The organism is Caballeronia zhejiangensis (genome assembly GCF_022879815.1).
Taxonomy (GTDB): Bacteria; Pseudomonadota; Gammaproteobacteria; order Burkholderiales; family Burkholderiaceae; genus Caballeronia; species Caballeronia zhejiangensis.
In genome coordinates this window covers 980,597-1,003,285 of sequence record NZ_CP084284.1, presented here as the reverse complement: position 1 = coordinate 1,003,285, position 22,689 = coordinate 980,597, and the positions used below count along the sequence as shown (strand labels likewise).

Annotated in this window: 26 protein-coding genes; 11 read left to right on the top strand and 15 right to left on the bottom strand. The window is 62.7% G+C overall.

Annotated elements, in window-relative coordinates:
• Positions 1-276: 276 nt before the first annotated feature.
• The gene (locus tag LDZ23_RS19205) at positions 277-423 is read left to right on the top strand and encodes a hypothetical protein (protein WP_160172893.1); all 147 of its coding nucleotides are present in this window, start codon (positions 277-279) and stop codon (positions 421-423) included.
• 232 nt (positions 424-655) lie between these two features.
• Positions 656-862, top strand: a complete 207-nt coding sequence (locus tag LDZ23_RS19200; protein ID WP_008352990.1) for a hypothetical protein — start codon at positions 656-658, stop codon at positions 860-862.
• Positions 863-873: 11 nt separating this feature from the next.
• On the opposite strand, the gene LDZ23_RS19195 is transcribed toward LDZ23_RS19200, so the two are convergent.
• Entirely contained in the window at positions 874-1,308 is a 435-nt protein-coding gene (locus LDZ23_RS19195) for a hypothetical protein (RefSeq protein ID WP_008352992.1), read from the bottom strand.
• Positions 1,309-1,563: 255 nt separating this feature from the next.
• Between LDZ23_RS19195 and LDZ23_RS19190 the strand changes: the two genes are divergently transcribed.
• On the top strand, positions 1,564-1,938 hold the full coding sequence (locus LDZ23_RS19190) for a hypothetical protein (RefSeq protein ID WP_008352994.1): 375 nt from the start codon (positions 1,564-1,566) through the stop codon (positions 1,936-1,938).
• Between the two features lie 63 nt (positions 1,939-2,001).
• On the opposite strand, the gene LDZ23_RS19185 is transcribed toward LDZ23_RS19190, so the two are convergent.
• Positions 2,002-2,175, bottom strand: coding sequence for a hypothetical protein (locus tag LDZ23_RS19185; protein WP_160172894.1), 174 nt, complete (start codon positions 2,173-2,175; stop codon positions 2,002-2,004).
• 282 nt (positions 2,176-2,457) lie between these two features.
• On the opposite strand from LDZ23_RS19185, the gene LDZ23_RS19180 reads away from it, so the two are divergent.
• Positions 2,458-2,748: a hypothetical protein gene (locus tag LDZ23_RS19180; protein ID WP_008352995.1), complete on the top strand. Its 291-nt coding sequence runs from the start codon at positions 2,458-2,460 to the stop codon at positions 2,746-2,748.
• Between the two features lie 53 nt (positions 2,749-2,801).
• Here LDZ23_RS19180 and LDZ23_RS19175 read toward each other — a convergent pair whose 3' ends face one another.
• Positions 2,802-3,848, bottom strand: coding sequence for a S1C family serine protease (locus LDZ23_RS19175; RefSeq protein ID WP_008352997.1), 1,047 nt, complete (start codon positions 3,846-3,848; stop codon positions 2,802-2,804).
• A gap of 54 nt (positions 3,849-3,902) precedes the next feature.
• Positions 3,903-4,778 carry an ATP adenylyltransferase family protein gene (locus LDZ23_RS19170; RefSeq protein ID WP_008352998.1) on the bottom strand — a complete coding sequence of 292 codons (876 nt, stop codon included), beginning with the start codon at positions 4,776-4,778 and terminating at the stop codon, positions 3,903-3,905.
• 173 nt (positions 4,779-4,951) lie between these two features.
• Between LDZ23_RS19170 and LDZ23_RS19165 the strand changes: the two genes are divergently transcribed.
• From LDZ23_RS19165 to LDZ23_RS19155, 3 genes are all read left to right on the top strand, one after another.
• Positions 4,952-5,461 carry a hypothetical protein gene (locus LDZ23_RS19165; RefSeq protein WP_008353001.1) on the top strand — a complete coding sequence of 170 codons (510 nt, stop codon included), beginning with the start codon at positions 4,952-4,954 and terminating at the stop codon, positions 5,459-5,461.
• Between the two features lie 232 nt (positions 5,462-5,693).
• Complete coding sequence (locus LDZ23_RS19160) at positions 5,694-6,458, top strand: ParA family protein (protein WP_008353002.1); 765 nt, start codon at positions 5,694-5,696, stop codon at positions 6,456-6,458.
• A gap of 199 nt (positions 6,459-6,657) precedes the next feature.
• Entirely contained in the window at positions 6,658-7,560 is a 903-nt protein-coding gene (locus LDZ23_RS19155; RefSeq protein ID WP_008353003.1) for a LysR family transcriptional regulator, read from the top strand.
• 3 nt (positions 7,561-7,563) lie between these two features.
• On the opposite strand, the gene LDZ23_RS19150 is transcribed toward LDZ23_RS19155, so the two are convergent.
• The 3 genes from LDZ23_RS19150 to LDZ23_RS19140 all read right to left on the bottom strand — a co-directional run bounded on the left by LDZ23_RS19150 (position 7,564) and on the right by LDZ23_RS19140 (position 9,312).
• Positions 7,564-7,728, bottom strand: a complete 165-nt coding sequence (locus LDZ23_RS19150; protein ID WP_008353004.1) for an FmdB family zinc ribbon protein — start codon at positions 7,726-7,728, stop codon at positions 7,564-7,566.
• An 82-nt stretch (positions 7,729-7,810) separates the two neighbouring features.
• Entirely contained in the window at positions 7,811-8,623 is an 813-nt protein-coding gene (locus tag LDZ23_RS19145) for a mechanosensitive ion channel family protein (RefSeq protein ID WP_008353005.1), read from the bottom strand.
• 158 nt (positions 8,624-8,781) lie between these two features.
• Complete coding sequence (locus LDZ23_RS19140; RefSeq protein ID WP_008353006.1) at positions 8,782-9,312, bottom strand: Lrp/AsnC family transcriptional regulator; 531 nt, start codon at positions 9,310-9,312, stop codon at positions 8,782-8,784.
• A gap of 139 nt (positions 9,313-9,451) precedes the next feature.
• Here LDZ23_RS19140 and mdeB point away from each other — a divergent pair, with 139 nt between their 5' ends.
• Positions 9,452-12,160: an alpha-ketoglutarate dehydrogenase gene (gene mdeB / locus LDZ23_RS19135; RefSeq protein ID WP_008353007.1), complete on the top strand. Its 2,709-nt coding sequence runs from the start codon at positions 9,452-9,454 to the stop codon at positions 12,158-12,160.
• Here mdeB and LDZ23_RS19130 read toward each other — a convergent pair.
• Positions 12,157-12,807, bottom strand: coding sequence for a phosphoribosyltransferase (locus LDZ23_RS19130; protein WP_034471932.1), 651 nt, complete (start codon positions 12,805-12,807; stop codon positions 12,157-12,159). The genes mdeB and LDZ23_RS19130 overlap by 4 nt on opposite strands.
• Before the next feature lie 13 nt (positions 12,808-12,820).
• Positions 12,821-13,615 (bottom strand): crotonase/enoyl-CoA hydratase family protein, encoded by a 795-nt coding sequence (locus LDZ23_RS19125; protein ID WP_008353009.1) that lies wholly within the window; start codon positions 13,613-13,615, stop codon positions 12,821-12,823.
• Positions 13,616-13,928: 313 nt separating this feature from the next.
• Between LDZ23_RS19125 and LDZ23_RS19120 the strand changes: the two genes are divergently transcribed.
• Together LDZ23_RS19120 and LDZ23_RS19115 are read left to right on the top strand one after the other, a co-directional pair.
• Positions 13,929-15,131 (top strand): ammonium transporter, encoded by a 1,203-nt coding sequence (locus LDZ23_RS19120; RefSeq protein WP_008353013.1) that lies wholly within the window; start codon positions 13,929-13,931, stop codon positions 15,129-15,131.
• 197 nt (positions 15,132-15,328) lie between these two features.
• Complete coding sequence (locus LDZ23_RS19115) at positions 15,329-17,524, top strand: hybrid sensor histidine kinase/response regulator family protein (RefSeq protein WP_008353016.1); 2,196 nt, start codon at positions 15,329-15,331, stop codon at positions 17,522-17,524.
• A gap of 27 nt (positions 17,525-17,551) precedes the next feature.
• On the opposite strand, the gene LDZ23_RS19110 is transcribed toward LDZ23_RS19115, so the two are convergent.
• From LDZ23_RS19110 to LDZ23_RS19100, 3 genes are read right to left on the bottom strand one after another with little or no spacing between them, the layout of a single operon-like run.
• Positions 17,552-18,019, bottom strand: a complete 468-nt coding sequence (locus tag LDZ23_RS19110; RefSeq protein WP_008353018.1) for a hypothetical protein — start codon at positions 18,017-18,019, stop codon at positions 17,552-17,554.
• Positions 18,020-19,339, bottom strand: coding sequence for a PQQ-dependent sugar dehydrogenase (locus tag LDZ23_RS19105; RefSeq protein ID WP_008353020.1), 1,320 nt, complete (start codon positions 19,337-19,339; stop codon positions 18,020-18,022). It lies immediately after the preceding gene.
• Positions 19,340-19,361: 22 nt separating this feature from the next.
• Positions 19,362-19,529 carry a hypothetical protein gene (locus tag LDZ23_RS19100; RefSeq protein ID WP_008353022.1) on the bottom strand — a complete coding sequence of 56 codons (168 nt, stop codon included), beginning with the start codon at positions 19,527-19,529 and terminating at the stop codon, positions 19,362-19,364.
• Positions 19,530-19,706: 177 nt separating this feature from the next.
• Here LDZ23_RS19100 and LDZ23_RS19095 point away from each other — a divergent pair, with 177 nt between their 5' ends.
• The gene (locus LDZ23_RS19095; protein ID WP_167561849.1) at positions 19,707-19,868 is read left to right on the top strand and encodes a hypothetical protein; all 162 of its coding nucleotides are present in this window, start codon (positions 19,707-19,709) and stop codon (positions 19,866-19,868) included.
• 66 nt (positions 19,869-19,934) lie between these two features.
• On the opposite strand, the gene LDZ23_RS19090 is transcribed toward LDZ23_RS19095, so the two are convergent.
• From LDZ23_RS19090 to LDZ23_RS19080, 3 genes are read right to left on the bottom strand one after another with little or no spacing between them, the layout of a single operon-like run.
• On the bottom strand, positions 19,935-20,315 hold the full coding sequence (locus LDZ23_RS19090; protein WP_008353024.1) for a DUF3175 domain-containing protein: 381 nt from the start codon (positions 20,313-20,315) through the stop codon (positions 19,935-19,937).
• 16 nt (positions 20,316-20,331) lie between these two features.
• Positions 20,332-20,949: a UdgX family uracil-DNA binding protein gene (locus LDZ23_RS19085; protein ID WP_008353025.1), complete on the bottom strand. Its 618-nt coding sequence runs from the start codon at positions 20,947-20,949 to the stop codon at positions 20,332-20,334.
• 10 nt (positions 20,950-20,959) lie between these two features.
• Complete coding sequence (locus LDZ23_RS19080) at positions 20,960-22,522, bottom strand: FAD-dependent oxidoreductase (RefSeq protein WP_008353026.1); 1,563 nt, start codon at positions 22,520-22,522, stop codon at positions 20,960-20,962.
• Between the last annotated feature and the right edge of the window lie 167 nt (positions 22,523-22,689).

The window sequence follows — 22,689 nt, the reverse complement described above, 5'->3', positions numbered from 1 at the left end:
AGGAACGGTTTTTAGGCCGTTGCTTCAATTCTCCCGGCATCGCAGGACGCTGGCAAGGCAACAGTAAAGTTCTTTTCCGCCGTGTTGCGCACAGGGCACGATGCGGGAAATGTACTAGACGGTTCGAACAATCGCATGCTGCCTCATGCCGATTGCTGGCGGTCGTGCTTTTCGCTCCTAGTTTTTTGTGCCTTGAATTAAGACGCGGATTAGCGCTTTCCTATCTTCGACGCTCTACTATTCGTTGCACGCCAAACGAGAGAACGAATAGCAGCCATGCAAAAGAAGCGCATCATCCTTGCGGCCGCCATGATGTCGATGAGCCTTATCGCATTCATGTCGATGAGTAACAGTTACAGCGCCGCCGATACGTTCCCGATCGCTCGTGCGGCCCCGGAGCAGGTACAGGTGTTTCAGCAGTGAAGCAGTAGAAGCAGTAGAAGCAAGGCAGTATCCGCAGCAGCAGTAAAACGTGACGTGAAAGTGATAAAAGAGCCGGACGTGTGCGCAAGCATCCGTCCGGCTTTTTTATGCGCGTCCGAAACGCATGCAACGCGCATGCGCCGGCGCACATTATTTCGATGGAACGCCTTGCGCCTGAGCATTTGCCGCCTACACTTAAAGTAGTTTCTCAACTGCTTCGAAGGAGGCAACAATGAGAACGAGAACACGCGAAGTCGTTCGCCTGCTCGCGACGTTCCGCCACTCGGCGCGCTGTCGGACGTTGCGTGCGGCGGCGGCGGCGCAGGAAGCGCGCGATCTCGCCAACGAGCCTTCGTCCGACGACCCATCGGAAGACGATGAGCGCGCCGAGTCCGAAGCGCCCTCCGTCGTTCGCAAGCCTCATCCGGGCATGCACTGAAAACGCTGCGCTCAGACGCCCGCCGGATTCCTGAACGGGGAGAAGCGCCAGTGGCCGCTCGCGTCCTTGACCGCGATCGCGCCGTGCTCGTGCAGCATTTCGCCGATCGCGCCCGGCTTGATGTCATCGTTGATGCGGATGACGAGCAGCGTGCGCTGTGGCGTGGCGTCGTCGGCGGCATGAGACGCGGGCGGGCGCGGCGAGACCGGCTCGTGCGGCACGAACCGATTGCGCGCGCAGATCACGCCTTGATGCTCGCCATGAGCGACGTACTCCGCATCGTCCTCGTCGTGCGCGGGCGGCAGCAGAGCATCGATATCGCTCTCGCCACGTCCGGCCCGATAAAGATGCGCGTCGTCGCGTCGCAAACCCGCGAGCTGCAATGCGCGAAGCGCGTCGTGTCCGTCCCGATAGGATCCGAACACACCAACTATGACCTGATTCATCGTCGCCCCCTCTGTCAGTCCGAATGAGTCGCGGACCGGCAATGTCTTCATGCGCGGTCTTTCGCAGTCGTGATCCGCGCTCTTTCGATTCGTCAGATGAAGTGCAGCAACACGCGTTCCCGAATGAAGGTTCTGAAAGGAGCGCCGAGGATGACCATTCGTCCGCAGGTTGCGACCCCAACGCCGATCACCTAAAGTAACTGAGCTTCTTTCCCGGATCCGCGCGTCACGCGACGCGCTCTTCGCGAGGTTCGAATGATTGCGAAAGCCTGTGCTTGGGTGCTCGTGCTGATGGCAGGCTCCGCAGCGGCGGCGCCTTGCTATAACGATGGCGATGTCGTCACGCTCGAAGGCACGGCGACGCGCCAGTCCGCACGCGAAGGCGATGCGTCCCCCAAGCCCGCGTGGGTGCTATCGCTGTCGCGTCCGGTGTGCGTGATGAGCGCGAGCACAGGACAAGGCGGTCGCCAGCAGACGAATGTGTCGGCGGTGCAGATCATCGATGCGACGCCCACGGAGAACGCACGCATTCAACTGACGGGCAAGCTCGTCACGGGCAATGTCAGCGCTTACTACGCAGTGCCCACGGCAATCTGGGTGCTGAAGCAGCGGGTGCTGTCGGGACAATAGCGGGTACATAGCGCCGCGCGGCCCGCAGGGCGATGCTTCGAAACCGGCGAGAAGTACGAACGATCAGGCGGCTTTCGCGTGCGCCTGATAGCGCCAGTATTCAGCGACGACGATATGCAACGGCTGATTCTCCAGCTTGCGTTCCTCGCCGAATCGCAGGATGGCGTCGAGTTGTGCGCCAGTGCAACGGAACGCTTCGCGGCGCATCGCCGTCTGGTTTTTCTTGTGCGTGGTCATGGCAATCCTTTTTCTAGGACCTTCCCCGACAGGGCAGGCTCGTTCGAACGGGGCGGCCCGTGCGCGCGAACACTGTCTGCTGCTTCCACATTAGGCCGGAGCCGCGCACGCGCGACCGGTCGTTAGCGCACATAGCCGTCGAGACATTGCAAACAGCGCAAAGCGCGGGCCAGGGTGCGGAATCGCTTCGTTTCCTTGCGCCGCTGGAATAAAGCCTTCGGTTGCGACGTTTAGCATTCATGGAACCGCGCTCCATGACAGACGCGGAACGAGGAGGAGCCTGTGAGCGTCGATCAGCTCGCGCAGGAGGAACTCGCGCACATCGGCCGGATGATCGCGGAGCTTGAGCGCGTGGCGGCGAAAGCACGCGGGGAGCCGATGCGGCATGCCGTCATGCAGCAGGCGTACTGGCAACGGCGTATCGATGCGTTGATCGATGCGTCGGCGAACGCGCCGTTGCGCCGCGACGCCGACGCGCTGCGCGAGCGTCTGGCCGATGTTTTCGCCGATGCGCGCGCACGAAACACCGGGTACGCGGGACAAGCGGCGCGGGAGACCGGCAGCAGGAAGTGAAGTGAAGCGTTGGGAGGCGGCGCGTGTGCATCGAGGCACGCGCCGCCGCCGCGTCAGCCCGTCTGCTCGACGGGCGTCACGTCGATATCGAGCTTCTGCGTGCCGCGCAGCACCGCGATCTTCACCGGCCTGTCGATGCGCGATGCGTCCAGCGTGCGCTGCAAACTGTCGACGCTATCGATGGCGACGTCATCCACCGCGACGATCCGATCGCCTGTGCGCAGGCCGCCGAGCGCGGCCGGACTGCCTTTGACGATCTCCATCACATGCACGCCGCTTGCCGACGGAAGCGCGAAAAAGCGCTGCACGCGCCGCGAGATCGGCGTCGTCGTACCCGCCACGCCGATATACGCGCGCCGCACGCGCCCGTACGCGAAGATCTGCATGATGACCCACTTCGCCGTATCGATCGCGGTCGCGAACGAGATGGCCTGCGCGCCGGCGATGATCGCGGTGTTCACGCCGATCACCTGGCCTGCCGAATTGATGAGCGGCCCGCCCGAGTTGCCGGGATTGAGCGCGGCATCGGTCTGAATGACGTCATAGATCATGCGGCCCGAAGTCGAGCGCAGCGTTCGGCCGAGCGCGGAGACGACGCCCGTCGTGACGGTCTGCGCGAGCCCGAGCGGATTGCCTACCGCGATCGCGATCTGTCCTACGCGAAGGCGGCCCGAGTCGCCCAGTTCGACATGCGGCAGCGGCTCCGGCGAGCCGATGCGCAGCACCGCGAGATCGCTTGCGGGATCGTCGCCGACGAGATCGGCGTCGAAGCGCGTGCCATCGGCGAGCGTGACGACGATATGCGTCGCGCCGTGCACGACGTGACTATTGGTCAGCAGATAGCCGTCGGGCGTGAAGATGAATCCCGAGCCCGTGCCGCCGACACTGCGTCGCGCGCCGCGCGCGTCAGCCAGTTGACGTTCGACGGAAATGAACACGACTGCTTGCTGCACGCGCTCCAGCGCGCCGATGACGGTGCGCGAATAGGCGTCGAGCAGGGCCCCATCGTCGATAGCGTCGATGGGGTCGAGCGGGGTGGAGGGCGCGGCGTCCTGCGCCCCGCGCGCAAGATCGTCGATGAATTGAGGCCGGCTTCCCATGTTCCTTGAACTCCCGATGTCTGGATGCGGACATGCGGGTCGCCGGAGCCGATTTCAAGAGATAGTTGCGTTTGCAAGTAGTTTCATCGGACCCAGCGTTTCGACGACCTCGCGCTGTGCGTCGTCGCGAACGAAGAGCGAGCCGGCGAATCCGAGCGCATTCACCGCGACGCCCTCGACATGCGATACGCTGCGCGGCACCGCGAGCATCCATCGACGCGTGACGAGCAGGTTATAAGGCGCGCTTTGATGTTCGACGCCCATGACATCGAGCGGTTGCACGCCGATCGCGTTCAGCAGTTGCAGATAGGTTGCGTGCACGTTGGCGATGCTGTCATCGTCGAGCCATGCGGCTGCGTGCGCGAACGCGAGTTGCGGCACGCGAAAGATGCCGCTCGTGCGCGCCGCTTCGATGGCCGCTTCGATCGGCAATGCCTGACCATCGAGCGGCAGCGGCACCATCTGCAGATGCTTGTGCGGCTGGCTCGATCCGGCGATGCTGCCGCCGTTATAGAAGCCGAGTGCATCGAAACGATCGAGGCAGGCAAAGAGCGCGGCGAAGTCGTCCTCGCTGATGAGCGTCTCTTGCGGCTCGAAGTCCGTCGTCACGATCAGCAGATGATGCGCGAGCACGTTGAACTTGTTGAGCAACAGAAAATGCCGCTCGCCGATATCGCCGACACGCAGCGCTTCCTCGCATGGCGAGAATGGATCGCGCCATGCGCTCGCGGCATCGGCGGCGGACTTTGCCGCGAGTTTCGATGCCTGCTCCTTGCGCGCGATATTAGCGGCCTGTCGTACGAGAAAGCGCACGCCGCCATCTTCGATCACGCTTTGCGCGGTATCGAACGAACGCAGTGCGCCGCATGCGAGTGCGCGTTCGGTTTGCGTGATTACGTCCTGCCACGAAGGGGTGTTCATGTGCGTCATGCTGCTCCTTTTCCGAATGCGAATCGTTCGAACGCATCCGGAGATACTCGCATAAGCGTGCGCTGCCTGCATGGTGATACCCAAGCACGGTGACTTGCTTCGTGCGTGTTGAAAAGCGTTCCTGTGCGCGTCGTCTATATTGGATTCATGACGCTCCGATATGGAGGTGCGAGATGAGGCGCATCTATTTTCTGCTGCCGAGTGTGGCGAGCGCGAAGGGGATCATCGACGAATTGCTGCTGAAGCGAATCGAATGGCGGCATATCCATGTGCTTGCGCGGCCTCATGAACCGCTGGAGGATTTGCCTCAAGCGACACTCGTTCAACGCACCGATCTCTTGCCTGCGCTTGCTCGCGGAACGGCTGCAGGAGGCGTGACGGGCGCGCTCGCCGGACTTGTTGCGATGGCATTTCCGCCTGCGGGTTTGACGATTGCCGGCGGCGCGGTCGTTTGCATGACGCTCGCGAGCATGGGCTTCGGCGCATGGGCCGCGACGATGATCGGCGTGGGCATTCCGAATACGCGTTTGCGGCGGTTCGAGCATGCGATCGACGATGGCGAATTGCTGATGATGGTCGATGTGCCGAAGGATCGTGTCGAGGAGATCGAGGCGCTGGTGAAGAGTCATCATCCGGAGGCCGATGTCGAAGGGGCCGATCCTACGATTCCGGCTTTTCCTTGATTTTTTCGCTTTCGCCGGATCCCGTCTTCTAAGTGGTCTATTAGCACAGGGGCAGTGCTAATAGACCGACACGAATACGGGATCCAGCGACACCTCCCGAACAAACGAACAAAAACCCAAAGCCAAAAACCGCAACCATATTGATGCGATAAGATCACATCCCTGGAACCGCTCAACCCCAGCCAGAACGCACAAAGAAACGAGCGTTCACAAACCCAGGAAGAAAAACCCGATGCGCCGTGTGGTCTTCAATCAAAAGGGTGGCGTAGGCAAGTCCACCATCGTCTGCAATCTCGCCGCGATCAGCGCTTCCCGGGGCCTGCGCACACTCGTCATCGACCTCGATCCGCAGGGCAATGCAAGCCAGTACCTGCTAGGCGAACAAGCCCGCGATGCACAGCCGAATCTCGCAAGCTTCTTCGAATCCGCATTGAGCTATAGCTTTCGCGAACCGGCGTTCGAGTCCTTCATTCATGCAACGCCATTCGAGAATCTCGACATCGTGCCGTCGCATCCGAATCTCGAAGCGCTGCAAAGCAAGCTCGAATCGCGCTACAAGATCTATAAGCTGCGTGACGCATTGAAGGGACTGCAACACTACGACGCCGTCTATATCGACACGCCGCCCGCGCTCAACTTCTTCACGCGCTCCGCATTGATCGCCGTGGAGCGCTGTCTGATTCCATTCGATTGCGACGACTTCTCGCGCCGCGCGCTCTATTCGGTGCTCGATAACGTGCAGGAGATCCGCCACGATCACAATCCGGATCTGAGCGTCGAAGGCATCGTCATCAATCAGTTCCAGCCGCGCGCAAGCCTGCCCCAGCAACTCGTCGACGAACTACGCGGCGAAGATTTGCCTGTGCTCAATTCGCATCTGTCGCTCTCCGTGAAAATCCGCGAGAGCCATCAGCACGCGCGGCCGATGATCTATCTCGAACCGCGTCACAAGCTCGCGCAGGAATACGTCGCGCTGCACGAGGAACTGAACGGCTGACGCGCCGCACTACACGAGAGCGCGGGTAAGTCGGGAATAAATCGGCATCACGCACGTTCTCGCAGAAGACAGGCGCAATCCGTCGCGCCTTCTTTTTCGCCAGAACATGAATATGACCACCGTTCCATCGCAGGCTTCGCACGGGTCTCTCACGGCGACTTCGTCCGGGGCGCCTCCATCGACAGAAAGTCTTTCCGGCATGGTCGCGTTCGTGCGCGCCGCCGAGTCGGGCAGCTTCGTCGCGGCAGGGCGCGCGCTCGGATTGTCGGCTTCGGCAGTAGGCAAGAGCGTGATGCGGCTCGAAGCGAAGCTCGGCGTGCAACTGCTCAATCGCACGACGCGCAGGATCGGCCTCACGCACGAAGGCGCACGTTTCTTCGCGCGCTGCAAACGCATGCTCGCCGATCTCGAAGAAGCAGAGAACGAGCTGTTCCATTCGACGTCGTCGCCGCGCGGACGCCTGCGCATCAGCGCGCCGTCGCTCGGCACGCGGCTATTGATGCCGCTCGTGCCGGACTTCAGGCGGCGCTATCCGGACATCGAACTGGATATCGAATTCAGCGATCGCGTAGTCGATGTCACGCAGGAAGGGTATGACGCGGTGATCCGCACAGGGCGTCTCGCCGATTCGCAATTGCTCGCGCGCCCGCTCACGCAATACGGTCCGGTCGTGATTGGCTCGCCCGCATACTTCGCGGGTCATGGCGAGCCCGCGACGCCCGGCGATCTCGATGGCCATGCGTGCATCCGCTTCCGTTCTCCGGCGAGCGGCCGTCCCGAGCCCTGGCGTTTCGCGCGTGACGATCACACGTTCGCAATCGATCCGCACGCGACGCTCACGTTCAACGACATGGAAGCCGTGCTCGCAGCCTGCATCTCCGGATTGGGGCTCGCGTGCGTGCCGGATTTCGTCGCGAAGAGCGCGATGGACGGCGGCATGCTGCGCGCGGTGCTCGGTGCACACATGCGTACGGAAGGCGTGTTTCAGATTCTATGGCCGCCGAGCCGTCACGAAGCGCCGCGCTTGCGCGCGTTCATCGATCACGTCGCGCAACGTCTGGGCGGCCTGCCGTCGCACGAAGTGCGGTTTCGCGCGGCTTGAAGTTCAGCTTTTCTTCGTGGTCTTCGCGACGAACGGCGCCGGTGCGTGCGCGACCTTCTCGCTGCCGCACTTCGGGCATTTGAGTTGCACCGTTGCATGCTCGACGATGTGCTCCGCGTGCTCGAAGGTCTCGCCGCAATCCTGACAACGGTATTGATAAGTCGGCATGGCATCCTCCCGCGCGCGACCGGTGATCCGGCGCAAGGCACGCCGGTTCCACTCATTCTAGTTCAGCATTCGCGCGTGAAAATCAGTTGACGACGCGGCGCACGAGCGGCGTTTCCGGCGTCGGATAGCCGGCTTGCCTGAACGTTTCGATGATCGTGCGATTGGTGTCGAAATAGACCTGCCAATAGTCGTTTGTATTGGTGTAAGGCCGCACGCACAGAAGCGGTCCTTCCGGCGTGAACGACAGCACTTCGACATCGGGCGGCGGCGTGGTCGCCACGTTCGGTATCTTCGCGACGGCTTCCTTCAGACGCGCGATGGCATCGAGCGGATCGACGCCATTCGCGATCTTCGCGCTCAGTTCGACGCGCCGATGCGGCAGCAAGCTGAAATTCCAGATCGTGTCGGAGAAGATCTTGTTGTTGCCGATGATGGCCGCGACGTTGTCGGGCGTCGTGATGGTCGTGCCGAAAAGACCAAGCTCAGTGACGGTGCCGGTCACGCCGCCCGCGGTCACGAAATCGCCCACTTTGAAGGGCCGCAACACCTGCATGAACACGCCTGCCGCGAAGTGCGCGAGCAGCCCGCCCCATGCCGTGCCGATAGCGAGACCGAGACCCGCGAGCAACGCCGCGAAAGACGTCGTCTGCACGCCAAAAATCTGCAGAATCGCGAGTACGAGCAGCAGATTGAGAATGACGCCGACGATGGAGCCGAGATAATGCGCGAGCGTGGGATCGACGCGGCCGTTGCGCGAAAGAAGCTTGCGCATCGTGCTCGTGACGAGACCGATCAGCCAGCGCCCGATGATCCACAGCGCGATCGCGCCGATCACCATGATCGCGAAATCGACGCCGCGCGTCATGATGAATACACGTACGGTTTCGATGTTCATGTCTTTCTCGCGTGCGTGGTAATTCGTCAGAGAACACGTCAAGCCGGGAAAACATGCCGCACAGGCCACACGAGTTATAGGCGATGCACCGCGTCATCGCAAGAATTACAGGAATGTTTAGTGCTGTCGGAAGGATCGACCGCTCGTTGCACTATCCCTCAGGTCCATTCTGCCTCGTCGGCATTCTGATCGGGCAGGGTCAATCCCGACGCGGGCAACGGCAGCGCGGTTTTATAGCGCACCTGTTTGAGCGCAAAGCTCGAACGAATGTTGGAAACGCCTGGCATCTTCGTGAGCCGTTCCAGGATGAAGCGCTCCAGCGCGGCGACGTCGGGCAATACGACGCGCAACAGGTAATCGGCATCGCCCGTCATCAGATAACACTCCATCACTTCGGGCCGCTCGCTGATCGCTTGCTCGAAACGGGCAAGCGCATCCTTGATCTGCTTTTCCAGACTGACCTGAATGAAGACGTTGATGGAAAGCCCGAGCGCTTCCGGATTCAGCAAGGTGACGTGCTGCTTGAAAAGGCCCGCCTTCTCCAGCGCGCGCACGCGGTTGAAGCAGGGCGTCGGCGAAAGATTGACGGCGCGGGCGAGTTCCGAATTGGTGATGCGCGCGTTTTGCTGTAGCTCATTCAATATGCCGATGTCGATGCGGTCGAGGCGCTGCTTCGAGTGTGCTGTCATAGTCGAAAGATTCCGGTTTTTGGCGTTTCCGAAGAATAAACACACTACAGCAAAGGGAGAAGGCAGCCAAATGAGACGCACATTCTGCGCATCAAAGGATATGCTTGAGCGTATTCTCTAGCCAACGCGGAGTCGCGCCATGACGGACTTGTCGAGCGGTACCACCCAGCTTCTTTCCATTGCCAAGGGACGCGAGGACATCGATCCCGGCGAGACCGCCGAATGGCTGGAGGCGCTCGATGCGGTCGTCGAACACGTAGGCAAGGATCGCGCGCAGTATCTTTTCGACCGGCTCGCGGAGCACGCGCTGTCGGTGGGCGTCGAATCGGCGCGGGCGCGCGCGACGCCTTATGCGAATACGATTCCCGTGGCGCAGCAACAGCCTTATCCCGGCAATCTCGACATCGAGGAAAAGCTCGCCGCGGTGTTGCGCTGGAATGCACTCGCGATGGTCGTGCGCGCGAATCGGGCTTATGGCGAACTCGGCGGCCATATCGCAAGTTATGCATCGGCGGCGGATCTTTTCGAGGTCGGCTTCAATCACTTCTTTAAAGCCGCGAATGAAACGCATGGCGGCGATATCGTCTACTTTCAGCCGCATTCGTCGCCGGGCGTCTATGCGCGCGCGTTTCTCGAAGGCTTTCTCGGCGAAGAACATCTGAAGCATTATCGGCGCGAGATCGCGGGACCGGGCTTGTGCTCTTATCCGCATCCCTGGCTGATGCCGGATTTCTGGCAGTTCCCCACTGGGTCGATGGGCATCGGTCCTATCAATTCCATTTATCAAGCGCGCTTCATGCGCTATTTGCAGAACCGCAATCTCAAGAACACGGAAGGCCGCAAGGTCTGGGGCTTCTTCGGCGATGGCGAAATGGACGAGCCGGAATCGATCGGCGCGCTGTCGCTCGCAGCGCGCGAGCAACTCGATAACCTCGTGTTCGTCATCAACTGCAATCTGCAGCGGCTCGATGGCCCTGTGCGCAGCAACGGGCGCATCGTCGATGAACTCGAAGCGCAATTCACCGGCGCGGGCTGGAACGTCATCAAGGTCTTGTGGGGCTCGGACTGGGACGCGCTGTTCGCGCGCGATCGCTCCAATGCATTGCTGCGCGCATTTGCGCATACCGTCGACGGCCAATTCCAGACTTTCTCGGCGAATGACGGCCGCTATAACCGCGAGCGCTTCTTCGGGCAGAATCCGGAACTCGCGGCGCTCGTCGCGCATATGTCGGATGAAGATATCGACCGTTTGCGCCGTGGCGGTCACGACGTGCGCAAGCTCCACGCCGCTTATGCGAAGGCGCTTTCGCACAAGGGCCAGCCGACGGTGATTCTCGCGAAGACGATGAAGGGCTTCGGCATGGGCGCGGTGGGGCAGGGCCGCATGACGACGCATCAACAGAAGAAGCTCGATCTCGACGATCTCAAGCAGTTCCGCGATCGTTTTCGCCTGCCGCTCTCCGATAACGATGTCGAGCAGCTCAAGTTCTACAAGCCCGCGGATGACGCGCCCGAAATGCGCTATCTGCACGAGCGTCGTGCGGCGTTGGGCGGTTATCTGCCGCGACGGCGCGCGAAGGCTTCGCTTGGCATCACGCCGCCCGCGCTCGCTACGTGGGGCCAGTTCGCGCTCGACGCATCAGCGAAGGAAATGTCCACGACGATGGCTTTCGTCCGCATGCTCGGCAGCTTGCTGAAGGACAAGACGCTCGGACCGCGCGTCGTCCCTGTGGTCGCGGACGAGGCGCGCACGTTCGGCATGGCGAATCTCTTCAGGCAAGTGGGCATCTATTCGCCGCTCGGCCAGTTATACGAGCCGGAAGACATGGGCTCGATGCTCTATTACCGCGAGGACACGCGCGGGCAGATTCTCGAAGAAGGCATTTCGGAGGCGGGCGCAGTGTCGTCGTGGATCGCGGCGGCGACTTCATACAGCGTGCACGATCTGCCGATGCTGCCGTTCTACATCTATTACTCGATGTTCGGTTTTCAGCGCATCGGCGATCTGATTTTCGCGGCCGCGGATCAGCGTTCGCGTGGTTTTCTCATCGGCGCGACGGCGGGCCGCACGACGCTCGGCGGCGAAGGCTTGCAGCATCAGGACGGCACGAGCCATCTCTCTGCATCGACGGTTCCGAACTGCCGCGCTTACGATCCCGCGTTCGCGTACGAAGTCGCGGCTATCGTCGATGAAGGCATGCAGGAGATGATGGAACGCCAGAACGACGTGTTCTATTACATCACGGTGACGAATGAAAACTACGCGCAGCCTTCCGCGCCCGGCAGTGCGCTGAATGCGTCCACGCGCGAAGGCATTTTGCGCGGCATCTATCGCATCGGCGGCGATGCCAATGCGCAAGTGCAATTGCTCGGCTCGGGCGCGATCCTCAACGAAGCGATCGCCGCGCGCATGATGCTCAAAGACGACTGGAACATCGACGCCGCCGTGTGGAGCGTGACGAGCTTCACGGAGCTTCATCGCGATGGCGCGTCATGCGAGCGCGCGGCGCGCCTCTCCGACGACGATGCGAGCGTGCCCTTCGTCACGCGCGCGCTCGAATCATCGCGCGGGCCGGTGATCGCGGCGACGGACTATGTGCGCGCGGTGCCCGAACTGATTCGCGCGTATGTGCCGCGCCGTTACGTCACGCTCGGCACCGATGGCTTCGGCCGCAGCGATACGCGTCAATCGTTGCGTGAGTTCTTCGAAGTGGATCGCGTATCGATCGTCATCGCCGCGCTGAAATCGCTCGTGGACGAAGGCGTCATCGAGAAGCAGTCGTTGAAGGCCGCGCGTGAAAAATACGGCAAGACGCAGGAATCGCACGACGCGCCCTGGCTGCGCTAAACATCCTTGCGGGCCGCATCGAGCAACTCGCGCACTTCGTCGTCGCTCGTCTGATCGAAGTCGATGTAGAACTGCCCGACGCCGAAGTATCGATGCGGCCGCATCACGCAGACGAATTCATCGACGATATCTTCCACGCGCGCTTCCGAATCGAGCGGCGCAACGGGCAGCGCTGCGACGATCTTCGACGGGCGCGCATGACGCAAGGACATCGCCGCGGCCTTCATCGTTGCGCCGGTCGCCATGCCGTCATCGACGACGATCGCCACGCGTCCGTTCATATCGAGCGGCGGCATGTCGCCGCGATACAGCGCCTCGCGCCGCTCGAGCTCGGCGCGCTCCATCGCGATCACGCGATCGAGTTCGTCTTTCCCGACGCCTGCATATTCCACGATGCGCTCGTCGAGAAAGAACGCATCGCCGGATGCGATCGCGCCCATCGCGAGTTCCGGCTGCACCGGCACGCCGAGCTTGCGCACGACGAGCACATCGAGCCGTGCGCGCAATGCACGTGCGACTTCGTATGCCACGGGCACGCCGCCGCGCGGCAATGCGAGCACGGTGACGTCGTCACGGTCCGCATACGCGCCGAGATGCTGCGCGAGCTCGCGGCCCGCTTCCCTACGGTTCTCGAACACTGAGTTCATGTCGCTCGTCCTTTCAGTCCCGATGTCTTGCGATGAAACTCGTCGCGCCTTCGAGACCTTCATCGCACACCGCGCGATATCCGCTCGCGCCTTCGCGCTGCAAGGCGCGGCCCAAGTCGGCATCGAACGCGTTGTCGTGCGCGGAGCATAAGTCGGCGCGCAACGCGGCCTGCGGCAGCGCGGCCAGTTCCCATGCGAGCGCTTCGGCGACATTGCGCGCTTCGCCCGCCGGCGCAATGCGATTCGCAAGGCCGATAGCGAGCGCTTCGTCAGCATCGACGGCGCGGCCAGTGAGGATCAGATCGAGCGCGCGCGACATGCCGATGAGACGCGGCAGCCGTATCGTGCCGCCATCGATGAGCGGCACGCCGACGCGTCTGCAGAACACGCCCAGCACCGCGTGTTCCTCGACGACGCGCAGATCGCACCACGCGGCAAGCTCGAGTCCGCCCGCGACCGCATGACCGGCGATGGCGGCGATCACGGGTTTGTGCAGCGTGAGCCGCGTCGGTCCCATCGGGCCGGGGCCGCTGCCGTCGGCATGGATCTCGTTGCGGCGCGAGTCATCGTTGAGTGCGGACAGATCAGCGCCCGCGCAGAACGTGCCGCCCGCGCCCCATAGCACGGCGACGGATAACGCATCGTCGGCATCGAAGCGCTCGAACGCCTCTCGCAATGCGTCGGCCATGGAACGATCGACGGCATTGCGACGCGCGGGCCGATCGAGCACGACCGTGACGACACGCGGATCGCGCTCATGCGATTCCATGCGTACGTGCTCGCCAAATCGTTCGATGCGTGAGGTCATGGCCACTCCGTTTTGCACGCGACCAGTCTTCAGAATACTCGCCACGCAACGCGAACGTGCATCGCATCGCATGCTTGCGATAAGCCTACGACGTCCCTTCGCATCGAAATATTTGGCTCTTGCGCGGTGCATTCAATGCCATGCAACGGGGCACTGCACCAAGATCGGGCGCACCGAAAAAGTTAGCGTCGCGGCCCGTTGCACCATGCCAATCCGCGCTGCGCAAAGCGTCTGCACCGTTTGGATGCCGTCTGCGCCAAGTTGGCCCGGAACTTGCAAAACGTGCGCCTCTTCCAGACCAATCGCTCGAATCATGCAGGCACTCCAATCCGGAACCGACACTCTTTTTCTGCTGTTAGGCGCCGCGATGGTGCTTGCGATGCACGCAGGTTTCGCCTTTCTCGAACTCGGCACCGTGCGCCGCGAGAATCAAGTGAATGCGCTCGTGAAGATCCTCGTGGACTTCGCCGTGTCGACGCTTGCGTACTTCTTCATCGGCTACAACATCGCGTACGGCGTGCAGTTCATGCACAGCGCCGATATCCTCGCGCAGCACAACGGCTATGCGCTCGTGCGCTTCTTCTTTCTGCTGACCTTCGCCGCGGCGATTCCGGCGATCGTGTCGGGCGGCATTGCGGAGCGCTCCAAGTTCAATCCGCAACTGTTCGCGACCTGCGTGATCGTCGGCTTCATTTATCCCTTACTGGAAGGCGTCGCGTGGAACGAGCGTTTCGGCATTCAGGCGTGGCTCACGCACGCGTTCGGCGCGCCGTTTCATGATTTCGCCGGCTCGGTCGTCGTGCATGCGTTCGGCGGCTGGGTCGCGTTGCCCGCCGTGCTGCTGCTCGGGCCGCGTCACGGGCGTTATCACAAGGACGGGCGCATCGCCGCGCATCCGCCGTCGAGCATTCCGTTTCTCGCGCTCGGCGCGTGGGTGCTTGCGGTCGGCTGGTTCGGCTTCAATGTGATGAGCGCGCAGACGGTCGACAAGATCAGCGGCCTCGTCGCCGTCAACTCGCTGATGGCGATGGTCGGCGGCACGCTCGCCGCGTGGTTCGCGGGCCGCAACGATCCGGGCTTCACGTATAACGGGCCGCTCGCGGGTCTCGTCGCGGTATGCGCGGGCTCGGACCTCATGCATCCGCTCGGCGCGCTGATCGTCGGCGCGGTCGCGGGCGTGCTTTTCGTACAGATGTTCACCTGCGTGCAGAACCGCTGGCGCATCGACGACGTGCTCGGCGTGTGGCCGCTGCACGGCATGTGCGGCGCGTGGGGTGGCATCGCGGCGGGCGTGTTCGGGCAGAAGGCGTTCGGCGGCATCGGCGGTGTATCGATCGGGTCCCAGCTCATCGGCACGGCGGGCGCCGTCGTGCTCGCGCTCGCGGGCGGTGCGCTCGTGTATGGCGCCATCAAGATGACAGTGGGCCTGCGGCTCGATCGCGAAGAAGAGTTCAATGGCGCCGATCTCGCGATTCATCGCATATCCGCGACGCCCGATCGCGAAATGGCCGGCTGAAGCCGACGCTCGCGCCGGGTCCACAAGCCCTGCGACGAGTGGCCAGGCATGCGCCTGGCTAAATGAGAAGAAAGGCCGCCGGCGACCGATGCACTCGCCGCGTTTAAAGAGAATGCCGGCGTTTTCTTCATTCTTCATACCGCTCCGACTCCTCGCCGGTTACGATATGCCGGTCGACTTCCTCGGAGACGCAACGCTTGGACTCCACAGAGACCGCGACATTCGATCTGCCGCTGCCTGCCCGCAATTTCGCATCGATGCGCAAGGTGCTGCTGCTCGTATTGGGCGCATCCATCGTCATTCCGGTCGCGTGCCTTTGCATCTACGGCTACTACGATCATCAGCGCCGCTTCGCCGATGCGCGGGAACTCACGGAACGCCTCACGCGCGTCGCCGACGAGCACGCGCTGAAAGTGATCGACCTCAATCAGCAACTGGAGACGCGCATCGTCGATCTGCTCGGCGATAGCGACGACGCGCTCATCAAGAGCCGCGAAGCGGAGCTGCATCGCACGCTCGACGACATGAGCGGCACGCTCGCGCAGATCGCGGCGATCTCCGTGTTCGGCGAGAAAGGCGCGCTGCTCGCCAATAGCCGGTGGTATCCCGCGCCCGCGATATCGATCGAGGATCGCGACGATTTTCAGTCCGCGCGTGCGGTGGCGCCCGTCACGTACTTTTCGTTGCCCTTGCGCGGCAAGGTGGCGCGCTCGGATGTCTTCACGACGACGATGGGACGCATCGGCCGAAACGGGAAGTTTCTGGGCGTCGTGTCGATTGCGTTGAAGCGCGACTACCTCACCGATTTTTATCGCGAACTCGCGGCGGGCGACAAGGCGGTCGTCATCGGGCTTTATCGGCGCGACGGCAATATCCTCGCGCGCTTTCCGGCCGCCATGGAGAGCAGGCAACCCGCGACCAATACACCCTTTACCGCCGCGTTTCGCAACAACGAACTTTACGGCAGCATGCGTCTTCGTTCGACCGTCGATCACGTCGATCGCTTGCTCGCGTTCAGACGCGTGGGCGACTATCCGCTCTATGTGTCGACGGGCTATGCGGCCTCCGCTGTTCTCGCTCGCTGGCGCAATCACCTTGCGCTCGTCGCGACGATCGCGCTCGTGCCGTGCATCGCGGTGTGGCTGCTGATCCTGTTCTCGATCCGCCGGCTCAATGCCGAGCAGGCCGCATGGGAACGCTGGCAGGCCGAAGTCGCGACGCGCCTTTCCGTCGAGGCGTCGAGCCGGCAATTGCGGCGCATGGGCGCGCTCGGCAATCTCGTCGCGAACGTCGCGCACGACTTCAACAATCTGCTGATGGTCGTCGGCTCGAACATGGAGCTTGCCCGACACAAGCGCTTCAACGACGTCGAAAGCGAAGTGCTCGCGGTGGAACGTGCCACGGCCGGGGCCGAATCGCTCGCGCGGCGGCTGATGAGCGTCGCGCGCAAGCAGCCGCTGAAACGCGAGCTCGTCGATCCCGCCGACTGGCTGCGAAGCGTGCTCGATCTCGTGAAGAAATCGGTGCATCCGTCCGTCGCGGTGACGCTGGAGTTATCGCCCGATCTGTGGCGCGTCATGGCCGATCGGGTCGAACTGGAGATCGCGCTCGTGAACGTCGCGGTGAATGCGAGCGATGCGATGCCGCACGGCGGGCGCGTGCTGATCCGTTGCCAGAACGCGCGCGTGCGCGGCGCGGAAACGGATATTCCCGATGGCGAATACGTGCTCGTCTCGATCACCGACAACGGCGAAGGCATGACCGAGCAAGTGCAGCGCCGCGCGTTCGAGCCGCTCTTCACGACGAAGCAGCGCGGCGCGGGCACGGGCCTCGGCCTCACGCAGGTGCTCGCCGCGTGCGAGCAGGCGGGCGGCACGGCGCGCATCACGAGCGTGGCGGGATCGGGCACGACCGTGCGCCTCTATTTGCCGCGCCATCATGGTCCGGCACCGAAGGAATCGAAGGCCTATGTGCCGCCCGATGTCGAGACGCCGCCGATCGTGCCCGTATCCGATGAAGAAGACGAGCCGTTGCGCGGCACGTCGGTGCTGCTCGTGGAAGACAACGCGGATGTCGCGGCGGGCGTGACGGCGGTGCTCGAAGTGCTCGGCTGCGCGGTGCATCACGAAGAAAGCGCCGATGCCGCGTTCGCGCTATTGGGCGAAGGTTATGGATTCGATCTCGTGTTGTCGGATGTGCAGATGCCGGGCCGCATGAACGGCATCGATCTGGCCGAGCAGATCATGTCGCGTTTGCCATCGCAGAAGCTCGTGCTGATGACGGGTTATGCCGATGAACTCGAACGCGCGAAGCATCTCGGCGTGCCCATTCTCGCGAAGCCATTCGACATGGACGATCTGCTCGATCTCATCGCGCCGGGCGTGCCGCATTGATCGCGACAGGCGCGTGCCGTGATGCCGCTACTTGCGCACGGCACGCGCGCCGACGAGCGGATTGAACGCCGCGCGCTTCGGCTCGGCTTCTTCTTCCGTGCTCTTCTTCGCGGCGCGCGCCTTCGCGCGCGGCGGCGATGGGTCGCCGCCCAGTTGAGTCAGGAGATCTTCGTCGTCCTCGGCTTGCGCTTCGTCCTCTTGCATCTCGCGCGCGCCGCCCGCGAGATGCTCGACCACGGAGATGAAGTCCTTGCGTGCGTTCTTCAACGCACGTCCCGGCATCATCACGAGCACGACGGCTTCGTGCACCGTATGGCCATCGACGGTTTGCAGCGTGCCATCTTCGTTCCAGTCGATGCTGCTATTCGCGTAAGCCGCGACGACGTGATGCAGCACCGCAGGCGACATCACGCCCGCATCGTAAAGCCCGACGATCTGCTTTTCCGCGAGCGCGAAGAGACCTGGCGCGCCGCGTGCCGACTTTCGCGCGGCCATTTATTTCGCGGCGGGCGCGACCCGCCACACCGTATTGCCGATATCGTCGGCGACGAGCAATGCGCCTTTGCCATCGATCGCCACGCCGACAGGACGGCCGAGCGCATGACCATCCGACGACAGAAAGCCCGTCAGAATATCTTCGGGCGGTCCTGAAGGCTTGCCATTGTCGAAGGGCACGAAGATCACCTTGTAGCCACTTCTCGGCTTGCGATTCCACGAACCATGTTGACCGATGAACGCGCCATTTCGATAGCGTTGCGCAAATGCGGTGCCGTCATAAAACGCGAGACCGAGCGAAGCGGTGTGCGCGCCGATCGCATAGTCCGGCGCGATCGCCGATTGCACGAGATCCGCGCGTTGCGGCTTCACGCGATCATCGACATGCTGACCGTAATAGCTGTATGGCCAGCCATAGAAAGCGCCGTCTTTCACGGAGGTCAGATAGTCCGGCACGAGGTCGTTGCCGAGTTCGTCGCGCTCGTTGACCACGGTCCAGAGCGCGCCGCTCTGCGGCTGCCACGCCATGCCGTTCGGATTGCGCAAGCCCGTCGCGAAGAGGCGCGACTGCTTCGATTCGATATCGACTTCCATGATCGCCGCGCGGCCGTTCTCCGCGTCGATGCCGTTCTCCGCCACATTGCTGTTCGAGCCGACCGTCACGTAGAGCTTCCTTCCGTCGCGGCTCGCGATGATGTTCTTCGTCCAGTGATGGTTGATATCGCCGGCAGGCAAGTCGATGAACTTCTCGCCCGGCGTCGTGATTTGCGTCGTGCCGTTTTCGTACTTGAAGCGCAGGATCGCGTCGGTATCCGCGACGTAGAGATCGTCGCCGACGAGCGCCATGCCGAACGGCGAATGCAGCTTGTCGATGAACACGCTGCGCGTTTCAGCGATTCCGTCGCCATCGGCATCGCGCAGCAGCATGATGCGGTCCGGGCTTGGAACGGCCGCGCCCGCGCGCTTCATCACCTTCTTCATGACGAAGCCTTTGATGCCGGCGTTTTCGTCGTGCTTCGCGGGCGCATTGCTTTCGGCGACGAGCACGTCGCCATTGGGCAGCGTCGCAAGCCAGCGCGGATGTTCGAGCCCCGTGCCGAACGCGGTCACATCGAAACCCTCGGGCGCGATGGGTTTTTGTCCCTGCGCCCAAGGTTTGGCAGGCGCGATGTTCACCGTCGGCATCATCGCTCTGCGCGGTGCGGGCAGCGTCGGGTTCGGGCCAAAGTCGTTCGCGTAATCGTCGGCGATGGCCGCGCCGCTCGCGAGCAACAACGCGAGCGCGACCGTGCCTGCCAGATGGCTCGGATGCGTTTTCAAACGTGACTCCTGAAACGTCGATTCAACCGCCGCCGATGCCTTGCGTCACCTTGCCCGTTCCGCCGCACGTCTTGCAGTCGGCGCCTTCGAGCTTGCCCGAGCCGTTGCAGTCCGGACAGATGTCTTCGCCGGTACCGGGCACGCCGGGCTCGGCTTCATCGCCGGGATTGAGAGGAGGTTCTTGCGCCATTGCTGTCTCCTTTGAGCGGGTCGCATCGTCTTTTAGCGGGAGCAAGAGACGTTCCTCGTGACGTTGCGAAGCGCCCGCATAATGTGGACGTCCGTTCTGGTACGCGCGATGCTCGCACTATCGTGCGGCGCAAGCCGCGGCTTTTAACCTACGCGATGACTTAGCCAGGAGGGCTTCATGAGCGGAAATCAAAAGCAAACGGGCAATCAGCCATCGACGCCCAAGCAGCACGGCCAGCAAGACCGGTCGCCGGGGCAACCGCAACAGGATCAGCAGAGCGGTCAGCAGCAGCAGAATCAGCCGTTGCCACAGCATCAGGGCGGTCAGCGGCAACCCTGATCTTCATGGAGAAGCGGTAGCCACGCAACGCGCGCGGCCTCGTTCCGACGAGGCCGCGCGGACGTTTCAGGGCTTGCGTCCGAACGCTTCGCGCAAGCGTTTTTTCGCGCGTTCCAGCGTGCTCTTGCGCGACTTCGGCAGATTGCGCCCCGCGCGATTGATGTAGAAGTTCAGCATCGACATTGCCGATTGAAACGGCGAGCCCTTGCGGCGGGTGCTGCGCGTCGACGAGCGCTTGAGCGAATCGGCGATTTCCTGCGCGTTGCCGGTCTTGAAGATGTCGCGCTGAATATCCATTGCATCGCTCGTTTCCATCACATGATGCGACCAGCGATGCGTCGTGCGCTCCGGCTTCTTGCGGACGCTCGCAAGCGAATGCCGCTGGCGCGTGCTGGGCCGCTTGCCGCTATTCTTCTTTTTCGCTGCTGTCTTTGCGCTCGTTGTCATAGTCATTCCCTCAACGCTATTTCCGATGACGCGCGACGAGCCGATGTGCATCGCGCAACGCTTCGACGATTGCCTTGTATGCACGCTCGCGTGTTTCCGGATCGGGCGCGCGCAACGCGAACGAAGGATGATAGGTCGCGACGATCGCATGTCCCTCGTGTTCGAGCGCGTGCCCCATCGAGGCCTGCAGGGTCGCCTTCGAATCGCGCAACACGGACTTGAGCGCAGTCGAGCCGAGCGCGACGATCACTTTCGGCGCAACATCGCCTGTCTCGCGATCGAGCCAGTAATGGCAGGCATCGATCTCGCGCTGCGCAGGCGTCTTGTGCAGACGCCGCTTGCCGCGCGGTTCCCACTTGAAGTGCTTGACCGCGTTCGTTACATACACCTCCTTGCGCGCGACGCCCGCTTCTTCGAGCGCGCGATCGAGCATCGCGCCGGCAGGCCCGACGAACGGCTTGCCCTGCAAGTCTTCCTGATCGCCCGGCTGCTCGCCAACGATCATGATCGGCGCATGACGCGGACCGTTGCCCGGCACCGCTTGCGTCGCGTGTTCCCAGAGCGCGCAACGCCGGCATTCGTCGAGCGATGCGGGCGTCTGTTGCGGGTCGATATCGGCGCGTTTCGTGGCCATGTTCGCGCGCTCAGGCGTTGGCGATGCGACGTGCGTCTTCGAGCGTGAGCGGCTCGCGCATCGCTTCGGCGAGACGGCACACGGCGGCGTCGTGTTCGCACGCGACCACCGCGCCCACGCGTCCATCCTTCATCAGATACGCGATGAAATGCTGCGCTTCGAGATCGCCGTCTATTTCGATGCTGTCGGGCTCGCTGACATGTCCAAGATAGTCGAAGGTCTTCTCGTAGTGATAGGTCCAGAAGTAAGGAACGCCGACATACGTGCGTGCGCTGCCCGCCATGTTGTACGCGGCGACGCGCGCATGTTGCTGCGCGACACGCCAATGCTCGATGCGCACGCGCTGGTCCGAGCGCGGCAACGGAAAGCGCGCGATATCGCCGGCGGCATAGAGCGCGGGCGCGGCGAGCATGGACGTGTCCACATCGATGCCGCCATCGTCCGCGAGTTCGACGTCCGCAAGAAACGACGTGGCGGGATCGACGCCCGTGCCCGCGAGCACGACATCGGCTGCGATCTTCTCGCCGGAATCGAGGATCACTTCGCTCACCGCGTTGCCGCCCCTCAATGTGCTTACGCGTGCATTCATATGAAACGTCACGCCGTTCTTCTCGTGCAGCTTTCTGAACATCTCGCCGATGCGCTCGCCGAACTGCTTCGCGAACGGCACCTTGCCCGGCGCGACGATGGTCACGTCGACGTTTCGCTTCCTCAGACATGAAGCCGCCTCGAGCCCGATGAAACTCGCCCCGACGATCACCGCGCGCTTGTGCTGTTCGAGCGATGCGAGGATCGCACGCGCATCTTCGCGAGTGCGCAGCAGATGTACATGCGCGAGGTTTGCGCCGGGCGTCGTAAGCGGCTTCGGCACGCCGCCGGTGCAGACGAGCGCGGCGTCGTAATCGATCTTGTGCCCGTTTGCGAGTTCGACGCGCCGGTTCTTCGCGTCGAGATGAACGGCAGGCGATTCGTTGCGTTCGATGTCGTGCTTCGCGAAGAAATCGTCGTCGAGCAGGGGCGGAACGTCGTCGGGTGGCATGTCGCCCGCGAGCGTGAACTTGCTGAGCGAGGTGCGATCGTACGGCTCGCGCGCGTCGCCGCCGACCAACACGATGCGTCCGCCGAAACCGGCTTCGCGCAACGCCGAACAAGCGGCCGCGCCCGACGCGCCCGCGCCCACGATGAGCATGGTCCGGCTATCGTTGGTCTGCTTCTGCGATACGTCGCCGCTCTCGATGGGTTGCGCGGACACATACACATCGCCGTCCTTGAGCATCGCTTCATAGCGCGTCAACGCCTTCAAAGGCGGCGGCTCGACGAGACTGCCGTCGCCGACATCGAACGTGCCTTTGTGCCACGGACACACGATGCGTCCGTTGCAAATCGCGCCTTCGTCGAGCGGCCCGCCCGCATGCGGGCATTTGGCGGTGTACGCGCGCACATTCTCTCCGTCGCGCACGAGGAGGATCGGAATGTCCTTCGCGTCCTTGTCTTCGCTCTTGACGCACACGCGCGTGCCGCGCCCGGCGGACAGATCCGCGAAACGCGCGACTTTATGCAGGGTGGGGGGCATCGCACTCTCCGGTGGTCATCGAATGAGCGGGAAGCAATAAACGGTCCTCGACGCTCATGCGACGCCATGGCGCACGGCATTCGACGCCACGCATCAAGCGCGACAAGTTGTCCGGGAAAGAACGTTGACGGCTCTCAACCACGATTCCGGCCGCGTTCGTTAGCATC

Bases quoted from the DNA above. Each gene is read 5' to 3' on its own strand.
- LDZ23_RS19085 (WP_008353025.1), bottom strand. From the start codon at position 20,949: ATGGCCACGAAACGCGCCGATATCGACCCGCAACAGACGCCCGCATCG.
- LDZ23_RS19165 (WP_008353001.1), top strand. From the start codon at position 4,952: ATGAGGCGCATCTATTTTCTGCTGCCGAGTGTGGCGAGCGCGAAGGGG.
- LDZ23_RS19120 (WP_008353013.1), top strand. From the start codon at position 13,929: ATGCAGGCACTCCAATCCGGAACCGACACTCTTTTTCTGCTGTTAGGC.
- LDZ23_RS19100 (WP_008353022.1), bottom strand. From the start codon at position 19,529: ATGGCGCAAGAACCTCCTCTCAATCCCGGCGATGAAGCCGAGCCCGGC.
- LDZ23_RS19140 (WP_008353006.1), bottom strand. From the start codon at position 9,312: ATGACAGCACACTCGAAGCAGCGCCTCGACCGCATCGACATCGGCATA.
- LDZ23_RS19175 (WP_008352997.1), bottom strand. From the start codon at position 3,848: ATGGGAAGCCGGCCTCAATTCATCGACGATCTTGCGCGCGGGGCGCAG.
- LDZ23_RS19205 (WP_160172893.1), top strand. From the start codon at position 277: ATGCAAAAGAAGCGCATCATCCTTGCGGCCGCCATGATGTCGATGAGC.
- LDZ23_RS19095 (WP_167561849.1), top strand. From the start codon at position 19,707: ATGAGCGGAAATCAAAAGCAAACGGGCAATCAGCCATCGACGCCCAAG.
- LDZ23_RS19160 (WP_008353002.1), top strand. From the start codon at position 5,694: ATGCGCCGTGTGGTCTTCAATCAAAAGGGTGGCGTAGGCAAGTCCACC.
- LDZ23_RS19185 (WP_160172894.1), bottom strand. From the start codon at position 2,175: ATGACCACGCACAAGAAAAACCAGACGGCGATGCGCCGCGAAGCGTTC.
- LDZ23_RS19110 (WP_008353018.1), bottom strand. From the start codon at position 18,019: ATGGCCGCGCGAAAGTCGGCACGCGGCGCGCCAGGTCTCTTCGCGCTC.
- LDZ23_RS19145 (WP_008353005.1), bottom strand. From the start codon at position 8,623: ATGAACATCGAAACCGTACGTGTATTCATCATGACGCGCGGCGTCGAT.
- LDZ23_RS19190 (WP_008352994.1), top strand. From the start codon at position 1,564: ATGATTGCGAAAGCCTGTGCTTGGGTGCTCGTGCTGATGGCAGGCTCC.
- mdeB (WP_008353007.1), top strand. From the start codon at position 9,452: ATGACGGACTTGTCGAGCGGTACCACCCAGCTTCTTTCCATTGCCAAG.
- LDZ23_RS19080 (WP_008353026.1), bottom strand. From the start codon at position 22,522: ATGCCCCCCACCCTGCATAAAGTCGCGCGTTTCGCGGATCTGTCCGCC.
- LDZ23_RS19150 (WP_008353004.1), bottom strand. From the start codon at position 7,728: ATGCCGACTTATCAATACCGTTGTCAGGATTGCGGCGAGACCTTCGAG.
- LDZ23_RS19195 (WP_008352992.1), bottom strand. From the start codon at position 1,308: ATGAATCAGGTCATAGTTGGTGTGTTCGGATCCTATCGGGACGGACAC.
- LDZ23_RS19130 (WP_034471932.1), bottom strand. From the start codon at position 12,807: ATGAACTCAGTGTTCGAGAACCGTAGGGAAGCGGGCCGCGAGCTCGCG.
- LDZ23_RS19170 (WP_008352998.1), bottom strand. From the start codon at position 4,778: ATGACGCACATGAACACCCCTTCGTGGCAGGACGTAATCACGCAAACC.
- LDZ23_RS19090 (WP_008353024.1), bottom strand. From the start codon at position 20,315: ATGACAACGAGCGCAAAGACAGCAGCGAAAAAGAAGAATAGCGGCAAG.
- LDZ23_RS19200 (WP_008352990.1), top strand. From the start codon at position 656: ATGAGAACGAGAACACGCGAAGTCGTTCGCCTGCTCGCGACGTTCCGC.
- LDZ23_RS19125 (WP_008353009.1), bottom strand. From the start codon at position 13,615: ATGACCTCACGCATCGAACGATTTGGCGAGCACGTACGCATGGAATCG.
- LDZ23_RS19155 (WP_008353003.1), top strand. From the start codon at position 6,658: ATGGTCGCGTTCGTGCGCGCCGCCGAGTCGGGCAGCTTCGTCGCGGCA.